Origin of the sequence: Chryseobacterium turcicum, assembly GCF_021010565.1 — a bacterium.
Lineage (GTDB): Bacteria > Bacteroidota > Bacteroidia > Flavobacteriales > Weeksellaceae > Chryseobacterium > Chryseobacterium turcicum.
Window position 1 is genome coordinate 1 of sequence record NZ_JAJNAY010000003.1, and the last position, 18,361, is coordinate 18,361.

The 18,361-nt window shown below is 32.4% G+C and carries 21 protein-coding genes and 1 pseudogene; 7 read left to right on the plus strand and 15 right to left on the minus strand.

The window, feature by feature from the left end:
• The 3 genes from LO744_RS19775 to LO744_RS19785 form a co-directional block, all read left to right on the plus strand.
• Positions 1 to 540 (plus strand): LytR/AlgR family response regulator transcription factor (locus LO744_RS19775; RefSeq protein ID WP_230672554.1); only part of this gene is annotated, 540 nt, incomplete at its 5' end.
• A 340-nt stretch (positions 541 to 880) separates the two neighbouring features.
• Entirely contained in the window at positions 881 to 3,343 is a 2,463-nt protein-coding gene (locus tag LO744_RS19780; RefSeq protein ID WP_051890786.1) for a TonB-dependent receptor domain-containing protein, read from the plus strand.
• Between the two features lie 401 nt (positions 3,344 to 3,744).
• Positions 3,745 to 4,263, plus strand: a complete 519-nt coding sequence (locus LO744_RS19785; protein WP_084694621.1) for an RteC domain-containing protein — start codon at positions 3,745 to 3,747, stop codon at positions 4,261 to 4,263.
• Here LO744_RS19785 and LO744_RS19790 read toward each other — a convergent pair.
• The 8 genes from LO744_RS19790 to LO744_RS19825 form a co-directional block, all read right to left on the minus strand.
• The gene (locus tag LO744_RS19790; RefSeq protein ID WP_034751544.1) at positions 4,260 to 4,643 is read right to left on the minus strand and encodes a YadA-like family protein; all 384 of its coding nucleotides are present in this window, start codon (positions 4,641 to 4,643) and stop codon (positions 4,260 to 4,262) included. The two genes, LO744_RS19785 and LO744_RS19790, sit on opposite strands and share 4 nt — an antisense overlap.
• A 39-nt stretch (positions 4,644 to 4,682) precedes the next feature.
• Positions 4,683 to 5,810, minus strand: coding sequence for an SAVED domain-containing protein (locus LO744_RS19795; protein WP_034751547.1), 1,128 nt, complete (start codon positions 5,808 to 5,810; stop codon positions 4,683 to 4,685).
• A 50-nt stretch (positions 5,811 to 5,860) separates the two neighbouring features.
• Positions 5,861 to 6,289 carry a hypothetical protein gene (locus LO744_RS19800; protein WP_228377000.1) on the minus strand — a complete coding sequence of 143 codons (429 nt, stop codon included), beginning with the start codon at positions 6,287 to 6,289 and terminating at the stop codon, positions 5,861 to 5,863.
• Between the two features lie 172 nt (positions 6,290 to 6,461).
• Entirely contained in the window at positions 6,462 to 7,553 is a 1,092-nt protein-coding gene (locus tag LO744_RS19805; protein ID WP_230672556.1) for a nucleotidyltransferase domain-containing protein, read from the minus strand.
• Positions 7,554 to 7,850: 297 nt separating this feature from the next.
• Positions 7,851 to 8,093, minus strand: a complete 243-nt coding sequence (locus tag LO744_RS19810; RefSeq protein ID WP_034751552.1) for a hypothetical protein — start codon at positions 8,091 to 8,093, stop codon at positions 7,851 to 7,853.
• Between the two features lie 143 nt (positions 8,094 to 8,236).
• Positions 8,237 to 8,920, minus strand: coding sequence for a hypothetical protein (locus LO744_RS19815; RefSeq protein ID WP_034751554.1), 684 nt, complete (start codon positions 8,918 to 8,920; stop codon positions 8,237 to 8,239).
• A 200-nt stretch (positions 8,921 to 9,120) separates the two neighbouring features.
• Positions 9,121 to 9,477, minus strand: coding sequence for a helix-turn-helix domain-containing protein (locus tag LO744_RS19820; protein WP_034751556.1), 357 nt, complete (start codon positions 9,475 to 9,477; stop codon positions 9,121 to 9,123).
• On the minus strand, positions 9,461 to 9,706 hold the full coding sequence (locus LO744_RS19825; protein WP_230672558.1) for a type II toxin-antitoxin system HigB family toxin: 246 nt from the start codon (positions 9,704 to 9,706) through the stop codon (positions 9,461 to 9,463). Before LO744_RS19825 ends, LO744_RS19820 begins: the two co-directional genes overlap by 17 nt.
• A gap of 163 nt (positions 9,707 to 9,869) precedes the next feature.
• On the opposite strand from LO744_RS19825, the gene LO744_RS19830 reads away from it, so the two are divergent.
• Positions 9,870 to 11,276, plus strand: a complete 1,407-nt coding sequence (locus LO744_RS19830; RefSeq protein ID WP_034751560.1) for a hypothetical protein — start codon at positions 9,870 to 9,872, stop codon at positions 11,274 to 11,276.
• Positions 11,277 to 11,368: 92 nt separating this feature from the next.
• On the opposite strand, the gene LO744_RS19835 is transcribed toward LO744_RS19830, so the two are convergent.
• The 3 genes and pseudogenes from LO744_RS19835 to LO744_RS20510 all read right to left on the minus strand — a co-directional run.
• Positions 11,369 to 11,665: a hypothetical protein gene (locus tag LO744_RS19835; protein ID WP_034751562.1), complete on the minus strand. Its 297-nt coding sequence runs from the start codon at positions 11,663 to 11,665 to the stop codon at positions 11,369 to 11,371.
• A gap of 138 nt (positions 11,666 to 11,803) precedes the next feature.
• The gene (locus LO744_RS19840) at positions 11,804 to 11,950 is read right to left on the minus strand and encodes a hypothetical protein (RefSeq protein WP_230672703.1); all 147 of its coding nucleotides are present in this window, start codon (positions 11,948 to 11,950) and stop codon (positions 11,804 to 11,806) included.
• A 66-nt stretch (positions 11,951 to 12,016) separates the two neighbouring features.
• Positions 12,017 to 12,088: pseudogene (locus LO744_RS20510) on the minus strand (recombinase family protein); the annotation flags it as partial.
• Between the two features lie 417 nt (positions 12,089 to 12,505).
• Between LO744_RS20510 and LO744_RS19850 the strand changes: the two are divergent.
• The 3 genes from LO744_RS19850 to LO744_RS19860 all read left to right on the plus strand — a co-directional run bounded on the left by LO744_RS19850 (position 12,506) and on the right by LO744_RS19860 (position 14,747).
• Complete coding sequence (locus tag LO744_RS19850) at positions 12,506 to 13,108, plus strand: Crp/Fnr family transcriptional regulator (protein WP_230672561.1); 603 nt, start codon at positions 12,506 to 12,508, stop codon at positions 13,106 to 13,108.
• A gap of 267 nt (positions 13,109 to 13,375) precedes the next feature.
• Entirely contained in the window at positions 13,376 to 13,978 is a 603-nt protein-coding gene (locus LO744_RS19855) for a YciE/YciF ferroxidase family protein (protein ID WP_139423205.1), read from the plus strand.
• A 502-nt stretch (positions 13,979 to 14,480) separates the two neighbouring features.
• On the plus strand, positions 14,481 to 14,747 hold the full coding sequence (locus LO744_RS19860) for a SemiSWEET transporter (protein WP_139423204.1): 267 nt from the start codon (positions 14,481 to 14,483) through the stop codon (positions 14,745 to 14,747).
• 247 nt (positions 14,748 to 14,994) lie between these two features.
• Here LO744_RS19860 and LO744_RS19865 read toward each other — a convergent pair whose 3' ends face one another.
• The 4 genes from LO744_RS19865 to LO744_RS19880 form a co-directional block, all read right to left on the minus strand.
• A complete protein-coding gene (locus LO744_RS19865; RefSeq protein WP_228448844.1) occupies positions 14,995 to 16,089 on the minus strand; it encodes a PAS domain-containing sensor histidine kinase in 1,095 nt (364 codons plus the stop codon).
• A gap of 7 nt (positions 16,090 to 16,096) precedes the next feature.
• Complete coding sequence (locus LO744_RS19870; protein WP_139423202.1) at positions 16,097 to 16,894, minus strand: alpha/beta fold hydrolase; 798 nt, start codon at positions 16,892 to 16,894, stop codon at positions 16,097 to 16,099.
• Positions 16,895 to 17,006: 112 nt separating this feature from the next.
• Complete coding sequence (locus tag LO744_RS19875; RefSeq protein ID WP_073336510.1) at positions 17,007 to 17,369, minus strand: response regulator transcription factor; 363 nt, start codon at positions 17,367 to 17,369, stop codon at positions 17,007 to 17,009.
• A gap of 285 nt (positions 17,370 to 17,654) precedes the next feature.
• Complete coding sequence (locus LO744_RS19880) at positions 17,655 to 18,281, minus strand: recombinase family protein (RefSeq protein WP_230672562.1); 627 nt, start codon at positions 18,279 to 18,281, stop codon at positions 17,655 to 17,657.
• Positions 18,282 to 18,361 lie beyond the last annotated feature (80 nt).

Below are 18,361 nucleotides of genomic sequence, written 5' to 3' on the forward strand. Positions count from 1 at the left end.
CTTGCAAGGGTTTTGGCAGCAGATGCCAGTAAGCATAAACCGTTTATCATCTTTACGACAGCTTATAGTGAATTTGCATTAGAAGGATATCGCGTGGATGCTATTGACTACGTACTTAAACCGTTTGATTATGAAGATTTTATAACTTCAATTTCAAAAGTAAGAAAACGAATCGAACAAGGAAACGAGTCTGCTGATATTGTATCATATGATAACCAACAATTTATATTTATAAAGGTTGATTCACAGGTTATTCGATTGGAAATCAATAGTATTTTATATATTGAGGGACTCAAGGATTATATCAGAATTCATCTGGTCAATGGTGCTAAACCTATGCTTTCGTTGATGAGCTTAAAAAAGTTGGAAGAGAAACTCACCAAAAGTGGATTTCTCCGAATTCATCGTTCCTATATTATTTCTTTTGCCCGTGTGGATGCACTTTTAAAAAACAGCGTTAAAATCGGGGATAAAATAATCCCAGTAGGTGCTACCTATAAAGATAAATATGACCAATTTGTGGATCTATGGATTAAGTAACCAAAGTCTATATTAAAGATAAAAATCAAAGAAATTAATCAATTTACTGCCAGGTATTTGTCGGTTTCAGACTTACCTCAATAATTTATTTTTCACTCAGAATTGTTAGAAAAAAATGTAGTTTTCAATGTTTTGTTCTTACAGATTATCCTTTTTTTGGATGATACCTCTCTTTTTTTCATCTACTCAAATTATATAAGGCAGTATAATACTAGTTCACGATCAAAAGTGGCTCCTTCGTCTATAATTTTTGTGAGCGAACACAGGCTTTCGGAAGTTTGTGGCATAAAAAAACAATATGCCCTAAAGGCTTAGTTTGCAAAACGAAATATAGATCTATATGAAATTAAAACAATTTATTACACTAATTTTATTTACAACTCTTACTCATAGTGTATGGGCTCAAAGCCCTAAAGCTATAATAAAAGGAACCGTGGTAGATTCAATAAGTAAAGAAGGAATTTATTATTCCACCATTTCCGTACATCCGATTACTGATGCTAAAAAATTAACCGGTACTATTGCTGATGAGAAAGGAAAATTTTCTTTGGAAAACTTAGAACCGGGGACATACAATATTACAATTGGTTTTATAGGGTACATTCCAAAAGTGTTTTCAAACTACACATTAAAGCCTGGTGACAACAATTTGGGAACAATATTGATGAGCATCAACACAAACGTGCTTGATGAGATTGTAATTACTGGCGAACGACCTATAATCGAAAACAAAATTGACCGATTGGTTTTCAATGCTGAGCGTGACGTAACTTCTGCAGGTGGCAATGCGACAGATGTTTTACGTAAAGTCCCCATGCTTTCAGTGGATATAGATGGTAATGTTTCGATGCGTGGAGATCAAAATGTCAGAATCTTGATCAACGGAAAGCCATCTGGTATGATGGCTAATAATATGGGTGATGCACTAAGAATGATTCCGGCAGATCAGATAAAAAGTGTAGAGGTCATTACGAGCCCCTCTGCAAAATATGACGCCGAAGGCACCTCTGGCATTATCAATATCATCACTAAAAAGAAAGATATCCCTGGTGTAAACGGCTCTGTTTCGGGAGGAATCGGCACCAGACATAATAATGGGAATGCAAGCTTAAACGTGAAAAAAGGGAAAATTGGCATAGTCGCTAATTTAGGAGGAAATTTAATGTGGCCTCAAACAATTACCAATGAGTTTGAACAATACACAGCTTCTGGAGAACCGACTTTGAAACAGCTGGGAGAAAACAGAACCACTCGTACCGGACTACGTGGATCTTTGGGAATAGATTATGATCTAACAGACAAAGACCTGTTTACAACAACTATTTCTGCTAATACATTTGGAATGAATATGGATGGAAATACTACTTCACAATATTTCTCACCAAACAATACAGTTTCTACTTTACTATCAAACCGCGATCAAGAATCTGCGTTTAATGGTTTTGATTGGTCAGCAGATTATACTCGGAAATTTGCAAAACCTAAACAAGAATTAACGCTTTCAGGTCAATATTCGAGAAATAATAACAATACAGATTATCTGACTCTTTTTGAACAAGGTACACGCCTGAATGAAAAGGGAGAAAATAGGAGTAAAAATGACGAGTTAACTTTTCAGGTAGATTATGTACAGCCAATTGGCAAAACGACTCTCGAGTTAGGTGCAAAAAGCATTTTGAGGGATATTACCAGCAAGTCTTTATTAAAAGAGGATTTCAATGGAGAATACCAACTGGTTGATAATCGCTCTTATGAGTTTGATTATAGCCAGGATGTGGTAGCAGGTTATATGACCTATGGTTTTGATTTTGCCAAACATTATCAAGTGAAAGCCGGAATACGGATAGAACATACCCAGTTAGATGGAGAATCGGTAGGTGACATCAATGCCTTTAGTAATAATTATACTAATGTATTACCAAGTGCTGTTGTGTCGAGAAAATTAGGCAAATCATCAAGTTTAAAATTAAGTTACAACCAACGCATTCAAAGACCAAGCTTGTCTTTTTTAAACCCTTTTAGAAATACAGCCGATCCTATTGTTCAGCAACAGGGAAATCCGGAGTTAAAACCCGAACTCTCACATAATATTGAGCTAGGCTATTCTACTTTTATAAAACGTTCGATGATCAACGTAGCTGTTTTTTACCGCAAAACAAATGATGTTATTGAAAGCGTAAACGAAATAGACAATACAACAACTCCAGGGCAAAATATTTCGTTAACCACATTTGACAATATCGGAACGAGTGAATCGTTCGGAACTAATCTGTTTTTCTCTTTTTCACCTATAAAAAACTTAACATTGAGAAGTAATATCAGCTTGTTTACTTATGAAGCAAAAGGCAATCCGTTTAACACCGGAATCAGCACCGAAACCGATAAAATCCATTTTATGTACCGAGCGTTTATAAATGGTAGTTATAAAATAGGAGATGGATTTACTGCAGAAACGTTTCTAATGGTAAATTCCCCAAGGCGTACTTTCCAAGGAACCTCACCTTCGTTCAGTATGTGGACCATTGGCCTGAAAAAAGAAATTATGGATAAAAAAGCCAGTATAGGATTGAATATAACGGATCCTTTTACTGAAAACAAACATTTTAAAACGGAAGTGTTAACACCAGACTATACACAAAAAAGCAATATGAAGCTCCCGTTCCGTTCTTTTGGGCTAACCTTTAGTTACAATTTTGGTAAGACAGATTCCAAAAATAAGACCCGCAAAGAAAGAGGTATTAAAAATGATGATCAGAAACAGGAAGAATCCAATCAGGGTACTCAAATGAATAACGGAAGATAAATTATTTTCTTGTTCTATGAATTAACAGAAAACTGCGGACTGAAAACTCAATTAATACCTGTTATATAAAAGTAACATTGAAAAATTGAGTTCCCTCATACTTCTCATATGATTACCACACCTAGGAAGGAAAGTAAATTTTTCTTCCTAGGTTAAAATTCAGTTAATCCAGTCGGATACCGTTTTTAAATGTGCTTTGTCGTAAAATCTGAAAGGGCAATATAAATTATTTTGAAATTCAAACAAATTTATGAAACGAACCTAAACAGGCTAAAGAGGGACGAACAAATCATCGGAATAAAGTTGCTATTTGGATAGGCTTCGAAATAAACGCTTTAGCATTGTTAAATTAAATACTCTTTTTGTATGTGTATCTCTCATCAAAATTTAACAGAAACTGAATGGAAAATTATTTCAATAAATCGATCCACAAATTGGAAACAACAATCCTGGAATTAGAGAGTGATGCCGATTGCTCTATACAAAAGATAGAAACCATTATAAAACTAATCGTTCAAAATCTGTCTGATTTAAAAGAGTATGTCCTAAAAAAAGGATTTAAGAATATAGCCGAAGAAATTCATTTTTTCAAACATCAGAAACCTGCGATTGTTTCAAAGCTCATTTTTTATAACACCATTTATAAAATAGAAACCAAAAAACCTTATGGAGCAAAACAAATTAAGAAATTTCTTAATGAAGAATTAAATAGGCTCAAAAAGTTTTTTGATAATAATCTTGAATTCTATAAATACTATCGTACCAATAACACTTTTATAGATGATAAACTATTTATACGAGGCAAATACGATATAAAACTAAGTTTAGATACTTTTTATTTTGAGGTAGACCATCGTTTTTTGAGACTTATTATCACTCTAAGAAAATACATCATATATAACATTTCTACTTTATTTTAATTAATTTTTCTCCCATAAACTGTAATTTTTATAGTTGGAATAATTTGCATTTGAATACCTTTTCCTAATGCAATGCTAAAGCTTTTATTATTTACTACCCTTCCATATTCATCGTAGAAAGTTCCTAATGAAAATGCTGTTCTTCCATTATCGTGATAAGCAGTACCTAATGAAAATGCTGTTCTTCCATTATCGTGATAAGCAGTACCTAATGAAAATGCTGTTCTTCCATTGTCATGATAAGCTGTGCCTAATGAAAATGCTGTTCTTCCATTATCATGATAAGCTGTACCCAATGAAAATGCTGTTCTTCCATTGTCATGATAAGCTGTGCCTAAAGACCATTTTACTCTACCATTTGTATGATATGTTGTTGTCATAATTATTATTTAAGTTTTAATATAAAATGTCGTTATATTTTAACAATGTTTGATTTCAAGAGCTTCAACAAAGCCTCCTAATGCTAAATTTTGATCAAATATTTTCATCGATAAATCTGCTTTAGGCATCCAAACTCTTCCTAATTGCACAGCTAATGAAATTGGCATAGCTGGAAATATATTTAAAACGGTATCTTGCCCATGAGTTCTTTTTATTTCTCTAAAAGCTTCTTTCATCTTGTTACCAAAGTCAATAATTTGTTTTCTAGATTTTACAAAATCATTGTTTGGGTGGTCTATGTTTAAACTATATATTGAAACATCATCACTTAATATACTGGTAATTCTTTCATCAGCAATATTATCACTAAGCTCTATTTTTAGTGCAACCTGCCTTTTTACATTGGATGTCGGTGGAAAATTGTAAATTGTTTCTATATCATCATCAAAATTCCATGTATCCGGACTTCTTCGTTTCTGACGAACGTCTACAGAAGTAATATCATTTAATAGGGTGCCTAATTTTATTAATATAGGTATCGGACCAAAACCAAATAAAGATATGTGTTTTATTTCACCGCTATTTAATAAGGGAAATAATAATCGATCAAATCTCTGCTGAAGATTTGCTTCCTCAATATTCCAAAAGTTGGTATCGCAATCTTTATTTAATGTATTTACGGTACCCAGATCTATATTAGAAGCAACTGCTGGATAATAATCTGGCAATAGGGATTGACTAATGATGCTATAATGGATATTGGGCGTATGAGTTCCAATATTTGAATTTAATGTAACAATATGGCTTTGCTTATCCGGTGATATATTGCAGGCATTTGCAATACGATTTTCATGTTCTGCTTTCATTTCTAAAAGTAAACTTTCTGGATTACCATTGACATCATCCTTATCAATTAACCTATGGTGCGCATCGCATAACAACATTAAATTTTTGATATCATCTGCTAATAGTGGTGATCTTGTAGCACAACCTCTTGGACCTCCTGGCACATCGGCTACTATATGGGCTATATAAGATTTATTAAAGTTTCTTTTTGTTAAAATGTCCGTATGCAATATTTCATTACATCCTCTATATTGGCACCGCCCACCAGAGATTGCCCAAAGCATATATTTATTTTTAGCATTGATAGATGTTGTACTCATATTTTATAAATAATTATTTGAATTAACCTTTTTCTTCTGCAAATTAAACTTTACTTTTTCTTGATTGGATGTTTCCCCCCACCAAGCCACTCACCTGTTATTAACCAAATTTCATAATGATATAACCATTCTATGGTCCATGGAATTATAGTGTTTGATAACAACTTCGTTTTATTCCATCCTCTATCATCAAAATAGTAAAGACAAAGCCTTTGCTTCTGCTGATCATAAACATGCTCTAATTTTGTTTTTCCTTCAGCAAGAGGCAATTTGACAGGATCAATTACAAATACATCAGGCCCATTATCTTTGTCGAATATAATTTTTATTTTATAAGAATTTCCTAATGGTGATGATTTCAAATAACCTATCCATATAAAACTTTTTGCTCCTAGTTTTGAGTCTTCTGCATGATATAATCTTTTTAAAGAAACAAATTGTTCTATAACTGACAGTTTTCTCGGTTTAATCCAATCCATAAAAATCATGAGGTTTAACTTTAGTAATATCATTAACCTCTTTTGTAGCCATTCCAATTATACCAAGTGATCTGCTGATAGTATTTTTATTTTCTTCGGTCAATATTCTCATTTCATTTCCAAGTTGATTAAACGCATCTTGCACCGGTCTTTTCCCAAATGAAGAAGATAGTTATTCTGAAATATTCTGTAAACCTGTTTTATTCTCAGCATCGCGGAGATCTATTTTTAACTGCTCTAACCAACGATAAAAATTGTCTCGACGGTAAGAATTATCATCATTCCATCTATCTGCAAAATTTTCCGCAATATTTACAGGATTAGATATCCATTCTACTTCTTTTCCGTACTCAGGTATGTATTTGAATTCTATTTCATCACTCATACCATTGATTATACCCCACATGGCATCGAGTAAATTAGATTCACCTCTATATGCTCTTGCCGCTAAGGTTGTGATAATACAAGAGATCGGTTTTTGTTTTCTAATATCATCATTTTGCTCCTTAGAAAAATAAACATCTCTGTGCCTTTTGAGAAGTTGTACAACCCTCTGTAACGGCAACCTTTCTTCTTGGTAATCCGGAGTTGGTTTTACCGACTCATTTAAGGAATATAAATTTTTGAACTGATTACCGACTAACAGAGCCCTTTTCATAAACCATTTTGCGTAGCCATACGGATTACTTTGCAACCACTCTTCAGGAAATGTTGATACAAAATAATTGCTTTTTTCTTTGTCGGTAATACTAATCTGAAGCTCTTGGTAATTTTCATTTGTCAAATTATTGAAGGCGCTTTCAAGAAGTAATGAATATCCATTAGCAACTACTGCTGGCAGAATATCCATATGATACCTTTGATTGGCCAAACCCTCTTCACGATATTTCAGGGTCCAGCACCTTCTTCCCTCTTTATCCAACAAATTCGCATAGGTTCCATGAGCCTTCAAATGATCTCCCACAGCCTTTTTCAAGTGATATTGTGTCCAATTAATCTTTTTCCTTTTGAACTCACAAACAACATCTAAGTCAATGTCTCCGTCTTCTTCAATAGATTGAATTGTTGTTCCAATAATAAAAGAACCTTGTGGTTTTACATAAGGTTCATAATCTGCAAGAGGTGAAGATTCCGACGACAAATACTTACCTACAGCTTTGTAACTTTGCACTGCTGCTTCATGCTGAGTTCTGGTAATACTTAAATTTGTTGATAATTTATTCAACAAATCTTCAAACTGAGTTTTCTGAATTTCTACTAACATTGATTTTATAAATTTGATTATACATTCTGAGGCACCTCCTATGTCATATATAGCAGTATTGCTCCATCTGCATGAAGTTTAATTTTAACAGCTTGCGGAGCTATTATTCCCGAGAATGAAATCGAATTTGTGAAAAAGAAATATTATAGTACTTTTGTATCACAAAAAGTGGTTTGCATTCTAACAAAACCACTTTACATCTAGTGTTTACAGAAGTCCTATCGGTCAGAGGTTAGGACTTCTGTCTTTTATCAACTCAAAGTATTCGTATTTCAAGTTGAAATTTTAATATTTTAATTATTTTTTACCATTAGACTGAGACAAAACAGAAGCAGCTAATGACTTTGTTAATTCGCTGTACTTATTACTTTGTAAAACTTTTGACGCAACACTTTCCATATTTCCACTCGTCTGGTTGTTAGTATGCGACTGTGATAATACCGATCCCGCTAAACTTTTTGAAATATCAGATGCATTAGCATTTTTTAAAGTTTCTGAGGCAATTTTAGACAAGCCGTCTGATGATTGTTTTTTATTCATAATTTTTTTCTTTGTTATACAAAGATACGACAATTTTTCCAATCTACATAATAAAATATTTTATTTCAATATATTTCTATAATATCTAATTAAAATATATTTATATAGGTCGTTATAATAAAATAATCAATTAAAAATATAAACTAAATCATTTTATTTAATCTGGATAACACTTTTTCTAATATTGCCTTCTCCTCCAACTTGCTTTGCTTTTCTTTCACTGTCTTACGCTTTTTCTCAGCTTCAAAAATTAGAGCTTCTAAATCTAGCTTAAAACTTACGTAGAAGCCTCGTGTATATCTACTATAAGTCTTTAAACTCCAGTTATGTTTTAGTTCAGTTTTAATTTTTTTTGTTTGATATTCGTTGCTATATTTTTGGATCTTAGGGTCTAAGTCTGATATTTCCTTGGATTTAGACTCTCCGCTCATTCTAGATAGCCAATATTTATTATCAACTTTACTATATGTCTTTTTGCCTAAAATGCTTTTAATCGCTAAAAAGCCTAACAAAGTCACTTTTTCAAACTCTGATTTTTCATTATCTCGGTATTCCAAAAAAACATCTAGGTTCAAGCCGCACTTTGGGGCGTTATGGGAATTTTCATATAAACGACGCCCTTCTCTAAATGCCAGTTCCGTGTCAAGTAAATTTATCTCATAAAATGATGCACTAGACTTGAATTTATCGAGTTCTCCACCAAGGTCTAAGCTAATAGAATGCTGATATAGTGAATAGTAGGAAACATTGTCTAGACAAGCTTTACTATCTGTTAGAAATCCCTTAAGAAGAGTTATCGGAAAATTAAAATATTTAGGTGTATCCAAAACGATTTTTTTAAAATTAAATATATGTTTTACAGTGGTTTAGATCTCATATGGATCAAAGGCTCATCTATTTGCTGTAGTAGAATATATATTCTGCTAAATTCATTTTAATATAGCTTGTTTTATGTATTTCATCAGAGCCAACAGACTATTTATAATTATTAAAAAACTCTACTAATTACAGTAGAGTTGATGGTTATCTAATATTCTTGTACTAGTACATCTGCTGAAATATGTAATTCATGACTTAATTTCCTTATTTGCGGTAGGTTTAATTTTCTCTTGCCAGATAATATCTCAGATTTTCTTGAAGCACCTAGAATCTTACTTAAAAATGCTTCTCCCTTACCCATTTGATCTAAACGAAATTTAATAGCTTCTATTGGATTCGGTTTATCAATTGGATAATTTACTTCTTCATAGCCTTTAACTAAAATTGAAAGAATTTCCAGTTCATCAGATTCTTTAGAGTCAACTTGTAAATCTGTTTGCATTAAGGTATAAATTCTCTCTAAATAGCTTTCGTATTGTTCTTCAGTTTTAATCAGTTTTAACATATTCAATTTTTTCAGCGTCAATTTTATCATATTCTGTATGAGTACCAAACCAAACGATAAATACTACTTTTAGTCGATACTCAATATCTACAATAAGTCGATAAGTGTTACCATGGATATTAAAAACCACTCTCTTACTGTTAATTATAGATGCATTACCATACTGAACTTTCAATTCATTTGGATTGTTCCATTCGGCTGCTAAACATTCATCGTACCAAGCTAACAAAGGCTGTTCCGACTTTGAAAATTTTTCGATATATGATTTTAACGTTTTGACAGCTATAATTCTCATAAACAAATATACAAAAATATTACCAATTTGGTAATATTAAAAATAATAAAATCTTTTTTTTTAGTTTTCAGAAATTAGTATTTTTCATAAAAAAATTATGGAAGAATACTACATAGCAATACCAACATCACTAAATCTAGAGCAGAGACTATCCAAATTCTCTCCAGATTTTGCATTCAGTAAAGATTATTGCTACTACTTTTTAGCAGAGTTAATCAGAGAATCCTTCAAAAAAAATACAAATGAAAACACTGATATTAATGCAATAATTAATTATTTTATTCCAAGGGCTTCTACTTTGATGCAGAGATTGTACAGGAGATCAAAACAGCATTTAGATTATCTATACGAGAGCTTTCACGGTGAAGGACCAATGTTACATCGAATGAATTATGAAGCCGGCCGGTCCTATTCTTATCGATTGCCAAAATATTACTGGGGAGATGGTCAGATGAAAATAATAAGCATTAGGGAGAAGGCGCTTGTAAAAAAAATACAGAAAAATACAAAAGTTACTATACATAATCAGGTTAGGAAAAAAATTGATTTTCTACGGGGTTATTTTGATTTGAAATTGTTTGAGCTTGACCATCAATCTGCTTTAATAGACATCTATGTTGATTACAAGAGTACTGGAAACTATAAAAAATATCTTTCAAACGTATTAAAAGTAGTAGACTTTAAAAACGGATATTTCCCATTTTATCATAAACCTAATACAGACGGCAGATTACATACCGCTATAACTACTTTTCCTAAGATATGTAGAAAGCACTTAAAATATGACAACGAAAGTTTAGCAGAAGTAGATTTATCGGCTTCAATCCCTTTTTTTCTATCATATTTGCTCGATTTAACGGTAAATTCGGCTTCTTTATCTCTTTCTACAACTAAACCAGTACAATCCCAGATCAATAACCCAGCCATACAATCCCTTTATATGTTAGTAAAATCTTCTGTATCCCTTTCTAGCAAAGAGGTTGCGGATTTCAAGGAGCTTGTATTAAATGATAAAGTATATGATCACTTTATGTTTAAGTTTTTAAATATGCCTGGCTTTGCAACCGACTATGAAAATAGAAATGAGAAAGCTTTTGATGGAGATATTATAGACTTAAGAAAATACAGTAAGGGAAAGCTTCTTTCAATGCTTTTTGCAAAAAATTCTCAGTATCAACAAGAACAAGCAATATTTTCTGAAGAATTTCCAACTATACACAAATTTGTAAAAGCATTTAAAAGTATGAAGGTAAAAGGAGTAAAGACCACACATGTACATAAAAGATTATCTTATCTCTTATTTCAAATAGAGTCTTATTTTATGTTAAAGATTATAGCTCGTGAAATAAATGTCAAACATAAAAGGAAAATACCTTTATTTACGCTTCACGACTGCATAGTTGCCCGGGAATCTGATATTGAAAAAGTACATGAAGAAGTTCACGCAATTTTTATGCGTGAAATTGGATATGCACCAAACTTAAAAGTAACATACTGGGTATGATGGCTTAAATATTTTTGTAGCCAAAGATTACCCTGATAATAAAATACCGAGTTTACCAAAAAAATAAGCAGCATTAAAATACTGCTTATTTTTCATAGCTTACTCATTATTTGTCTGCAGTCGTTCAAATATTGATCTTCCGATGAAGTTCTGCTCTGATTAGCTTCATAATATTGAATTAATGCTTGAATCGTAGATGGTACAAATTTGTCATATTCTACGTACCATGTTGCACTCGAACCTTGTCGAGGGTAGTTGTCATTCCATCTTTTACCCATTTTATCAGGGGTATTTTCAAATTTTCCAAAGATGACAGAATATATTCCATCATCAAATAAAATTTTTATATTACTCCATTTTTTAGGAGTTACATTAATAGCATTTGGCATATTTATAAATTTTATAGCTAGCTGCAGCTAGCTGTGATTTAGATCAAAGATATGCGTTTTTATTTATTTTTATTATTTTTATTAACATCTGCTTTCTCGGTAAGTATGCATCATATATAAGGAGCTATTTTAAATTAGTTATTTTTTAATTCCCATTTCTTTTATTTCTTCATCCGTATGATTGTTAAGAATTTTAGCATATCTGTAAAATGTTGCTCTGGTCAAGCCTAGTGGTTTATAAATTTCTTCCGGAGCCAAAGTCGGATTTTTATAAACAGACCTCATAACTAACAATTTGGAAATTGTTTCTTTTTTATAGCCCTTAGGCCTGCCTCCCAATCTACCACTTGCTCTTGCAGATTGCAATCCTGCGTTAGTTCTCTCTCTTATTAGCTCTCGTTCATATTCAGCCAGAGAAGCCATCGTTTTGTGAGACTTACTCTGTGCTAATTTAACATAATGTCGATTATATACTTGAAATTATTACGGCTCTAGATAAACACAAAACTATTAAAATTGTTAAATACTCAAATAATTAAACTATAATTCAAAACATAAATTTAATCAGTTTTGTAAGATTATGGAATATTTATTGTTATCGATTTCACATATCGTCTCCTATCTAACTTAGAGCAATGGCAACATTACTTATGAAGTTGTCTAGTACATATAATGAAAGAGGACTGTACACATGATCTTTATTACTGGCTTTATTTTTTCTCCAAGATGTTGTCATCAACTTAAATATCCGGCAACATACTACACAGTAGTAGTTAAGTGTTGCAGTAGTGTCTATCAGGAAATTTATAATATCACTTACACCAACTATAAAAATATTAAATGTCTATTCAAATAGAACTTCTACACACTATGGGAGCAACAGAAGAAGATTATAATCCTGGCGATTATATTTTCCGTGAAAACTCCATCCCGCAGTTTTATTATCAGATAATAACTGGCGAGGTAAAACTGAGCAATTACAATAGTGATGGAAAAGAATTTATTCAAAATATCCTGACCTGTAAAGACGCTTTGGGTGAATCGATGCTTTTTACAGAAAAGGCATATCCAATAAATGCGATTGCTTTGACTCGTTGTACCACCATTAAAGTTCCTAAGACTATAATACTCAATTACTTGACAAAAAACCCTGAAATTTATCTAAATATTTGTAAATCGCTTGCAGAACGACTTAATCATAAGTTTCTTTTGATGCAGAAAATATCGAGTCCCAATGCAGCAGAAAGATTAAAAGAAGTTATCGAGCTAATGAAAAAAGAACAGCATCATAATAACGTGAAGCCTTTCACATTTGAGGTTCCTGTAACCAGACAGCAACTGGCATCACTTACAGGATTATGTCTTGAAACAACTATCAGAACCATAAAAAAAATGGAACGACAAAATATACTTTGTATTAGAAACCGTAAGATCCTGATTTAATTTATCACTATTGCTTTTTGAGATTATTATAAATTATAACGGTTTTCAGCTTGGCTAAGTAGCAGAAATCAAAGAACAAAACTTCCATTTTGCATAAAATTTGAAACGAAGAATTAAACTTGAAATTAGCACTAAACCCGCCATTTTGCCAAACTGATATTAAGACCTTCATTATTTTTTCTAGAGGCTATCCAAACAGAAGAATTAATTATTAATCCAAATTGGCTTAGTTTTAGATATGAAAATTGAAACCAAATTAATATTATTATGGCAAAGTCCGCAGAACCGAAAACAACTACACGTACTCCTGTAAAATCAGGGACAGCTACAAAGAAAAGTACAACAGACGGAAAAATTAAAGCGAAAAGTGACGCCGCTGAAAATTTAAGAGAATTTTTAGTAGATGGTCTTAAAGATCTTTATTGGGCAGAAAAGCATTTATCTAAAGCACTGGTCAAGATGGAGAAAAACGCTACCTCTCCAAAATTAAAGGATGCAATCAATAATCACAAATCTGAGACTGATGTACAAATTACCCGTCTTGAAGAAGTTTTTGGAATCTTGGATGAAAAAGCCAAAGCAGAAAAATGTGATGCCATGGAAGGCTTAATCAAAGAAGGAGAAGGCATTATGGAGGAAACTGAGGCTGGTGCTGTTCGTGATGCAGCTATTATTGCAGCTGCACAAAAAGTTGAACATTATGAGATTGCTTCATATGGAACTTTAGTTGCTTACTGCCAACTTTTGGAAGAAGAGGAGGCAATGAAAATTCTTCAACAAACATTGGATGAAGAAAAATCTTGTGATTCGTTATTAACAGGTCTGGCAATTTCTGAAATTAACCTTGATGCTGCTGACGAAGAAAAATAGAAGATCACAGAAAATAAATAAATACAAAAAAAGCAACCACATGGTTGTTTTTTTTATTTCTAAACAATCGCTCTAGTTTTGATCAGCAATTAAAATTAAAGCTAAATATTTATCTGACCTAAGTCATAGCCATTAATAAGATATATCAGTTACTAAAACAGAAATTAATTCAGAGTATTATATACTGGGAGAGTTTTGGAAAGATGATGCAGAGAAATGATTTAATCTCCTGTTTTGAAGTGCCTCTGCATTATAATTTCTTAAGAGCCTCAGAAGAAGTAAGATTATGATCTCAAAAACGTTTTTAAGGATAGCTTCTTTGACAGATAACCGATCTTTTAAGTTTCTCCTGTTGATAAATCGTGACATGCAACCATTTCAGGTGTTGGAATCATCAGGTAAAAATTGGTTCAAGCCGATTGCTTATTCAATTATTCTTCTATCTACATAAGGCTATCCATGTGTCCGGACAGTATCTGTCTGGGTCAAAAAATGAATCAAAATGACTGAAAATATTTTAGGAACCATCGCAGGAATATTAACATCAATTTCGATGCTGCCTCAATTGATCAAAGTTCTGAAGGAAAATAATGTCGAAGATTTATCTGCTTTAATGCTAATAATCTTGATTATAGGTCTCTCATTTTGGGTTTGGTATGGAATCCTTAAAAATGAGTGGCCGATTATTATTTCTAATGGCTTTGCCGTTATCGTAGATGTTTGTTTATTAATCAGCTTGTGGAAATACAAGGCTAAATATATTCGATAAAAAAAATGCTCCTATTAAGAAAAAAACATATGAAATCAGTTTCACATATTTATGTTTTAAGTCATATTCAAATGGTCTTTATCGAATGATTAAATTATACTTCGTGTAATAATTATTAATAAAATATTGTTAGCATTATCGTTATGGAAATTCCAGTAAATTCAAGTAGTCCTTCTTCTTCTTCTTTTTAATATTAAACTTAGATAATTATGCGAAGATTACTTTTTCTCAACATATAAAATACATCCTAGATTTTAACAGTAAATGTAAAACAAGTTTTATTCTCATCCGAACTTACAGATAAATCACCATTATGAGCTTTTGCTATTTCAGAAGAAATATATAGTCCCAATCCTAAGCCATTTTCATTAGATTCAGTGCCTTCACGCTGGAAAGGATCAAAAAGATTTTCAATTGCTTCATCAGGTATTTTCCGACCTCTGTTGATAACAGAAATCTCCCAGAACTTATGATTAGTTTCGGCATTAAGTATGATGGGAGTATCAGATGACCCATGGGTTATTGCATTGGCCAAAAGATTAGAAATCAATTGCGAAATACGACCGGGATCACATTTAACCGTATTATTTATAGTAAAATTTGATTCAATAACCCGTTCAGGCCAGGAAACTTTTAATTCATTGCTTACCTCAATGAGCAGCTGTTGTAAATCAACAGTAACCGGAGTTATAGAAATACCACCGCCAAGCCTGCCACGAGCTAAATCCATAATATTGTTAATCATTTCATACATTCTTTTCGAACTGGAATGCACTATATTCATCAACTTTTTATCTCTTTCACTCAATTCAGATCTTGTCAGCAATTGAGCTGCGCTCATTATCCCTCCAAGAGGATTTCGAAGGTCGTGACCAAGTACTGCAATGAACTGCTCACGAAGAACGGCCTGCTTCTGTTCAATATTTAGTCTTTTTTCGGCTAATTTCTTAGAAATCTGAAGGTTTTCCTCGTACAACCGTCTATGAGTTGCCTGAAATATAGTAAACCGTAAAAAAAGGGGCTTGTTGTTTTCGTCTTTTCTTTCATATCCATTAATATAAACAGGAACCTTACCATTTCCTGTATCAGTCAGTTCAATTGAAACTTCGTCAAAGTGACCTTGAATGCGAAGTAATGGCCAAAGATGCGTTTCAAAATATATTTTCCCACCTACCGAAAGTAAGTCAGAAATACGTTTCCCTCTAAGCTGATTCGGGCTGCTGTTGAGCCAGTTGGCTGCACACTTATTGACTCTAGTAATATTTCCGTTTCCATCAGATATTACAAATCCACATAATGAAGATTCGAAAAAGTCATCAAAATCTTCTGATAGGTTATTCAATGGGTCATTAGTCATTTAAAAAAACTCTTATCATTTCAATGGTTTCTTCGGGTGCACTTAGATTAGGACAATGTCCTGTTGCGTTCATTATAACCAATTGACTTCCTTTCATTTGTGTGTGCATAAAATGCCCTACTTCAACCGGAGCAATAATATCATTCCTACATTGGAGAATAAGAACAGGAAGGTCAGAATCTGTTAAAATATCACGCTTATCTGTTAAAAAAGTGGTACGTGCAAAATGTTTTGCGATATCAGGATCAGTTTTACAAAAACTGTTAGTTAATTCTTTTCCAAGTTCTTGTCGGTCAGAATTGCCCATAATTACAGGAGCCATTGTTGCCGACCATCCTAAATGATTATCATTTAAGGAATCAAGTAATTCATCAATTTCAGGTCTGCTAAAACCTCCAACATAATTTTCATCATTAATATAAGATGGTGATGGTGCCACCAATACTAATTTTGCGAATAGATCAGGAGCCATTTTTGCTGCAATAATTCCCATTATCGCACTAACTGAATGCCCAACAAAAACTGCATTTGATATGTTTAATTCTCTGGCAATTTCTACAATATCTTCAGCATAACCTTCAAGTTGGCTATATTTTTTAAAAGAATATGAGTTAAGATCTGAATTGCCGGCACCTACATGATCGAAAAGTACAGTAGTATACTTTTCTTCAAATGCAGGTGAAACGTAACACCACATATTTTGGTCACAACCAAAGCCGTGAGCAAAGAAAATAACGTCTTTACCACTTCCATTAATTGTAACATTATTCCTTTTAAGGATACCACTCATTGAAAGATTATTTTTACAAATTTAAGAATTAATTTGATCAAAAATCATTGAATATGGGAAGGATAAAGTGATTAAGAAAATTTTATTTTTTTTAAGGAAATTAAATCGAAACTTAGTTCTTCATTATACTTTCTCTAATCTTCAAAAGTAAATGATCAATATCGAAAGGTTTGGAAATAAAATCGTCAGGTTGACAAATTTCTTTGAAATTTTGTAAGTGAGCATGAGCACTCATTATAATTACCGGAACGCCGTCATTGTATTTATCATTTTTGATTTGCTTGCAGAGATCAATTCCTGAACCGTCAGGAAGCATTACATCAAATAAATAGAGATCAGGATTTATTAATAAATTTCTTTGTTTAAAAGTTCGGGCAGTCGAAAAAGACTGAACTTCGTAATTTTCCGAAGATAGAACTATCTCAAGTATTTCTCGAATGGCCTGATCGTCTTCGACCAAAAAAATCTTTCTCATATCGTTAGTTAGCAACAATTAAACCAAAAAAAAGTTATTTTGTAATGATTATGCGGGTGTATACTTTAGACTGAGCGAACCTTCTTTTTTGAGATTGATAGGTCGTTTGATTGATTTTATACTCACAACTTTATCACCAGTAAACACTATATTTTTTTTGAGGCAACATCTTTTTTTGATTTTTATTTTCTAAAAAATTTATAACACACCATACATTCAGCATATATCATTATTAGTTTCATACAGTTTTGTTTCGGTCAAATCTATCTTAGGATTAGCGAACTTTTACTTTTTAATACCCATTTTTTTAATTTCTTCATCACTATAATTGTCCAGAATTTTAGCATACCGATAAAAGGTAGCCCTAGTCAATCCAAAAGGCTTATAAATATCTTCGGGACGTTTCGTGACATCTTTGTATATATTGCGCAGAAGTAAAAGTTTAGAAATTGTTTCCGCAGTATAACCTTTTGGCCTTCCTCCTGTTCTTCCTCTTGCTCTTGCAGATTGCAATCCTGCATTGGTTCTTTCTCTTATCAACTCCCTTTCGTACTCAGCAAGAGAAGCCATTAAATTTAAAAATAGCCTGCCATTAATAGTCGAAGTATCTACACCATCTACAAGACCTTTTATGATAATTCCTTTATCACTCAAACTTAAGACAAGATCAATAATATTTTTCAAACTTCTCCCTAACCGGTCTAATCTCCAAACATACAATTCATCATCTTCCCGGAATTGTTCAATCATCTTGTCAAGCTCAGGGCGATTCTTTGTTGCACCCGAAATTTTCTCCTGATAAATTTTCTGACAACCGGCTTTTTCTAAAGCTTCAATTTGCAAATCTAAATTTTGATCTTTGGTTGAAACTCGGGCATATCCTATTTTCATAATTTTGTACATAAAACTCATACTTCGTAAATTTATGAAACTTTGTTTAATGATACGAGATTTTGAGAAAGTTAACTGAAAAAAATATGATTTTAAAATAC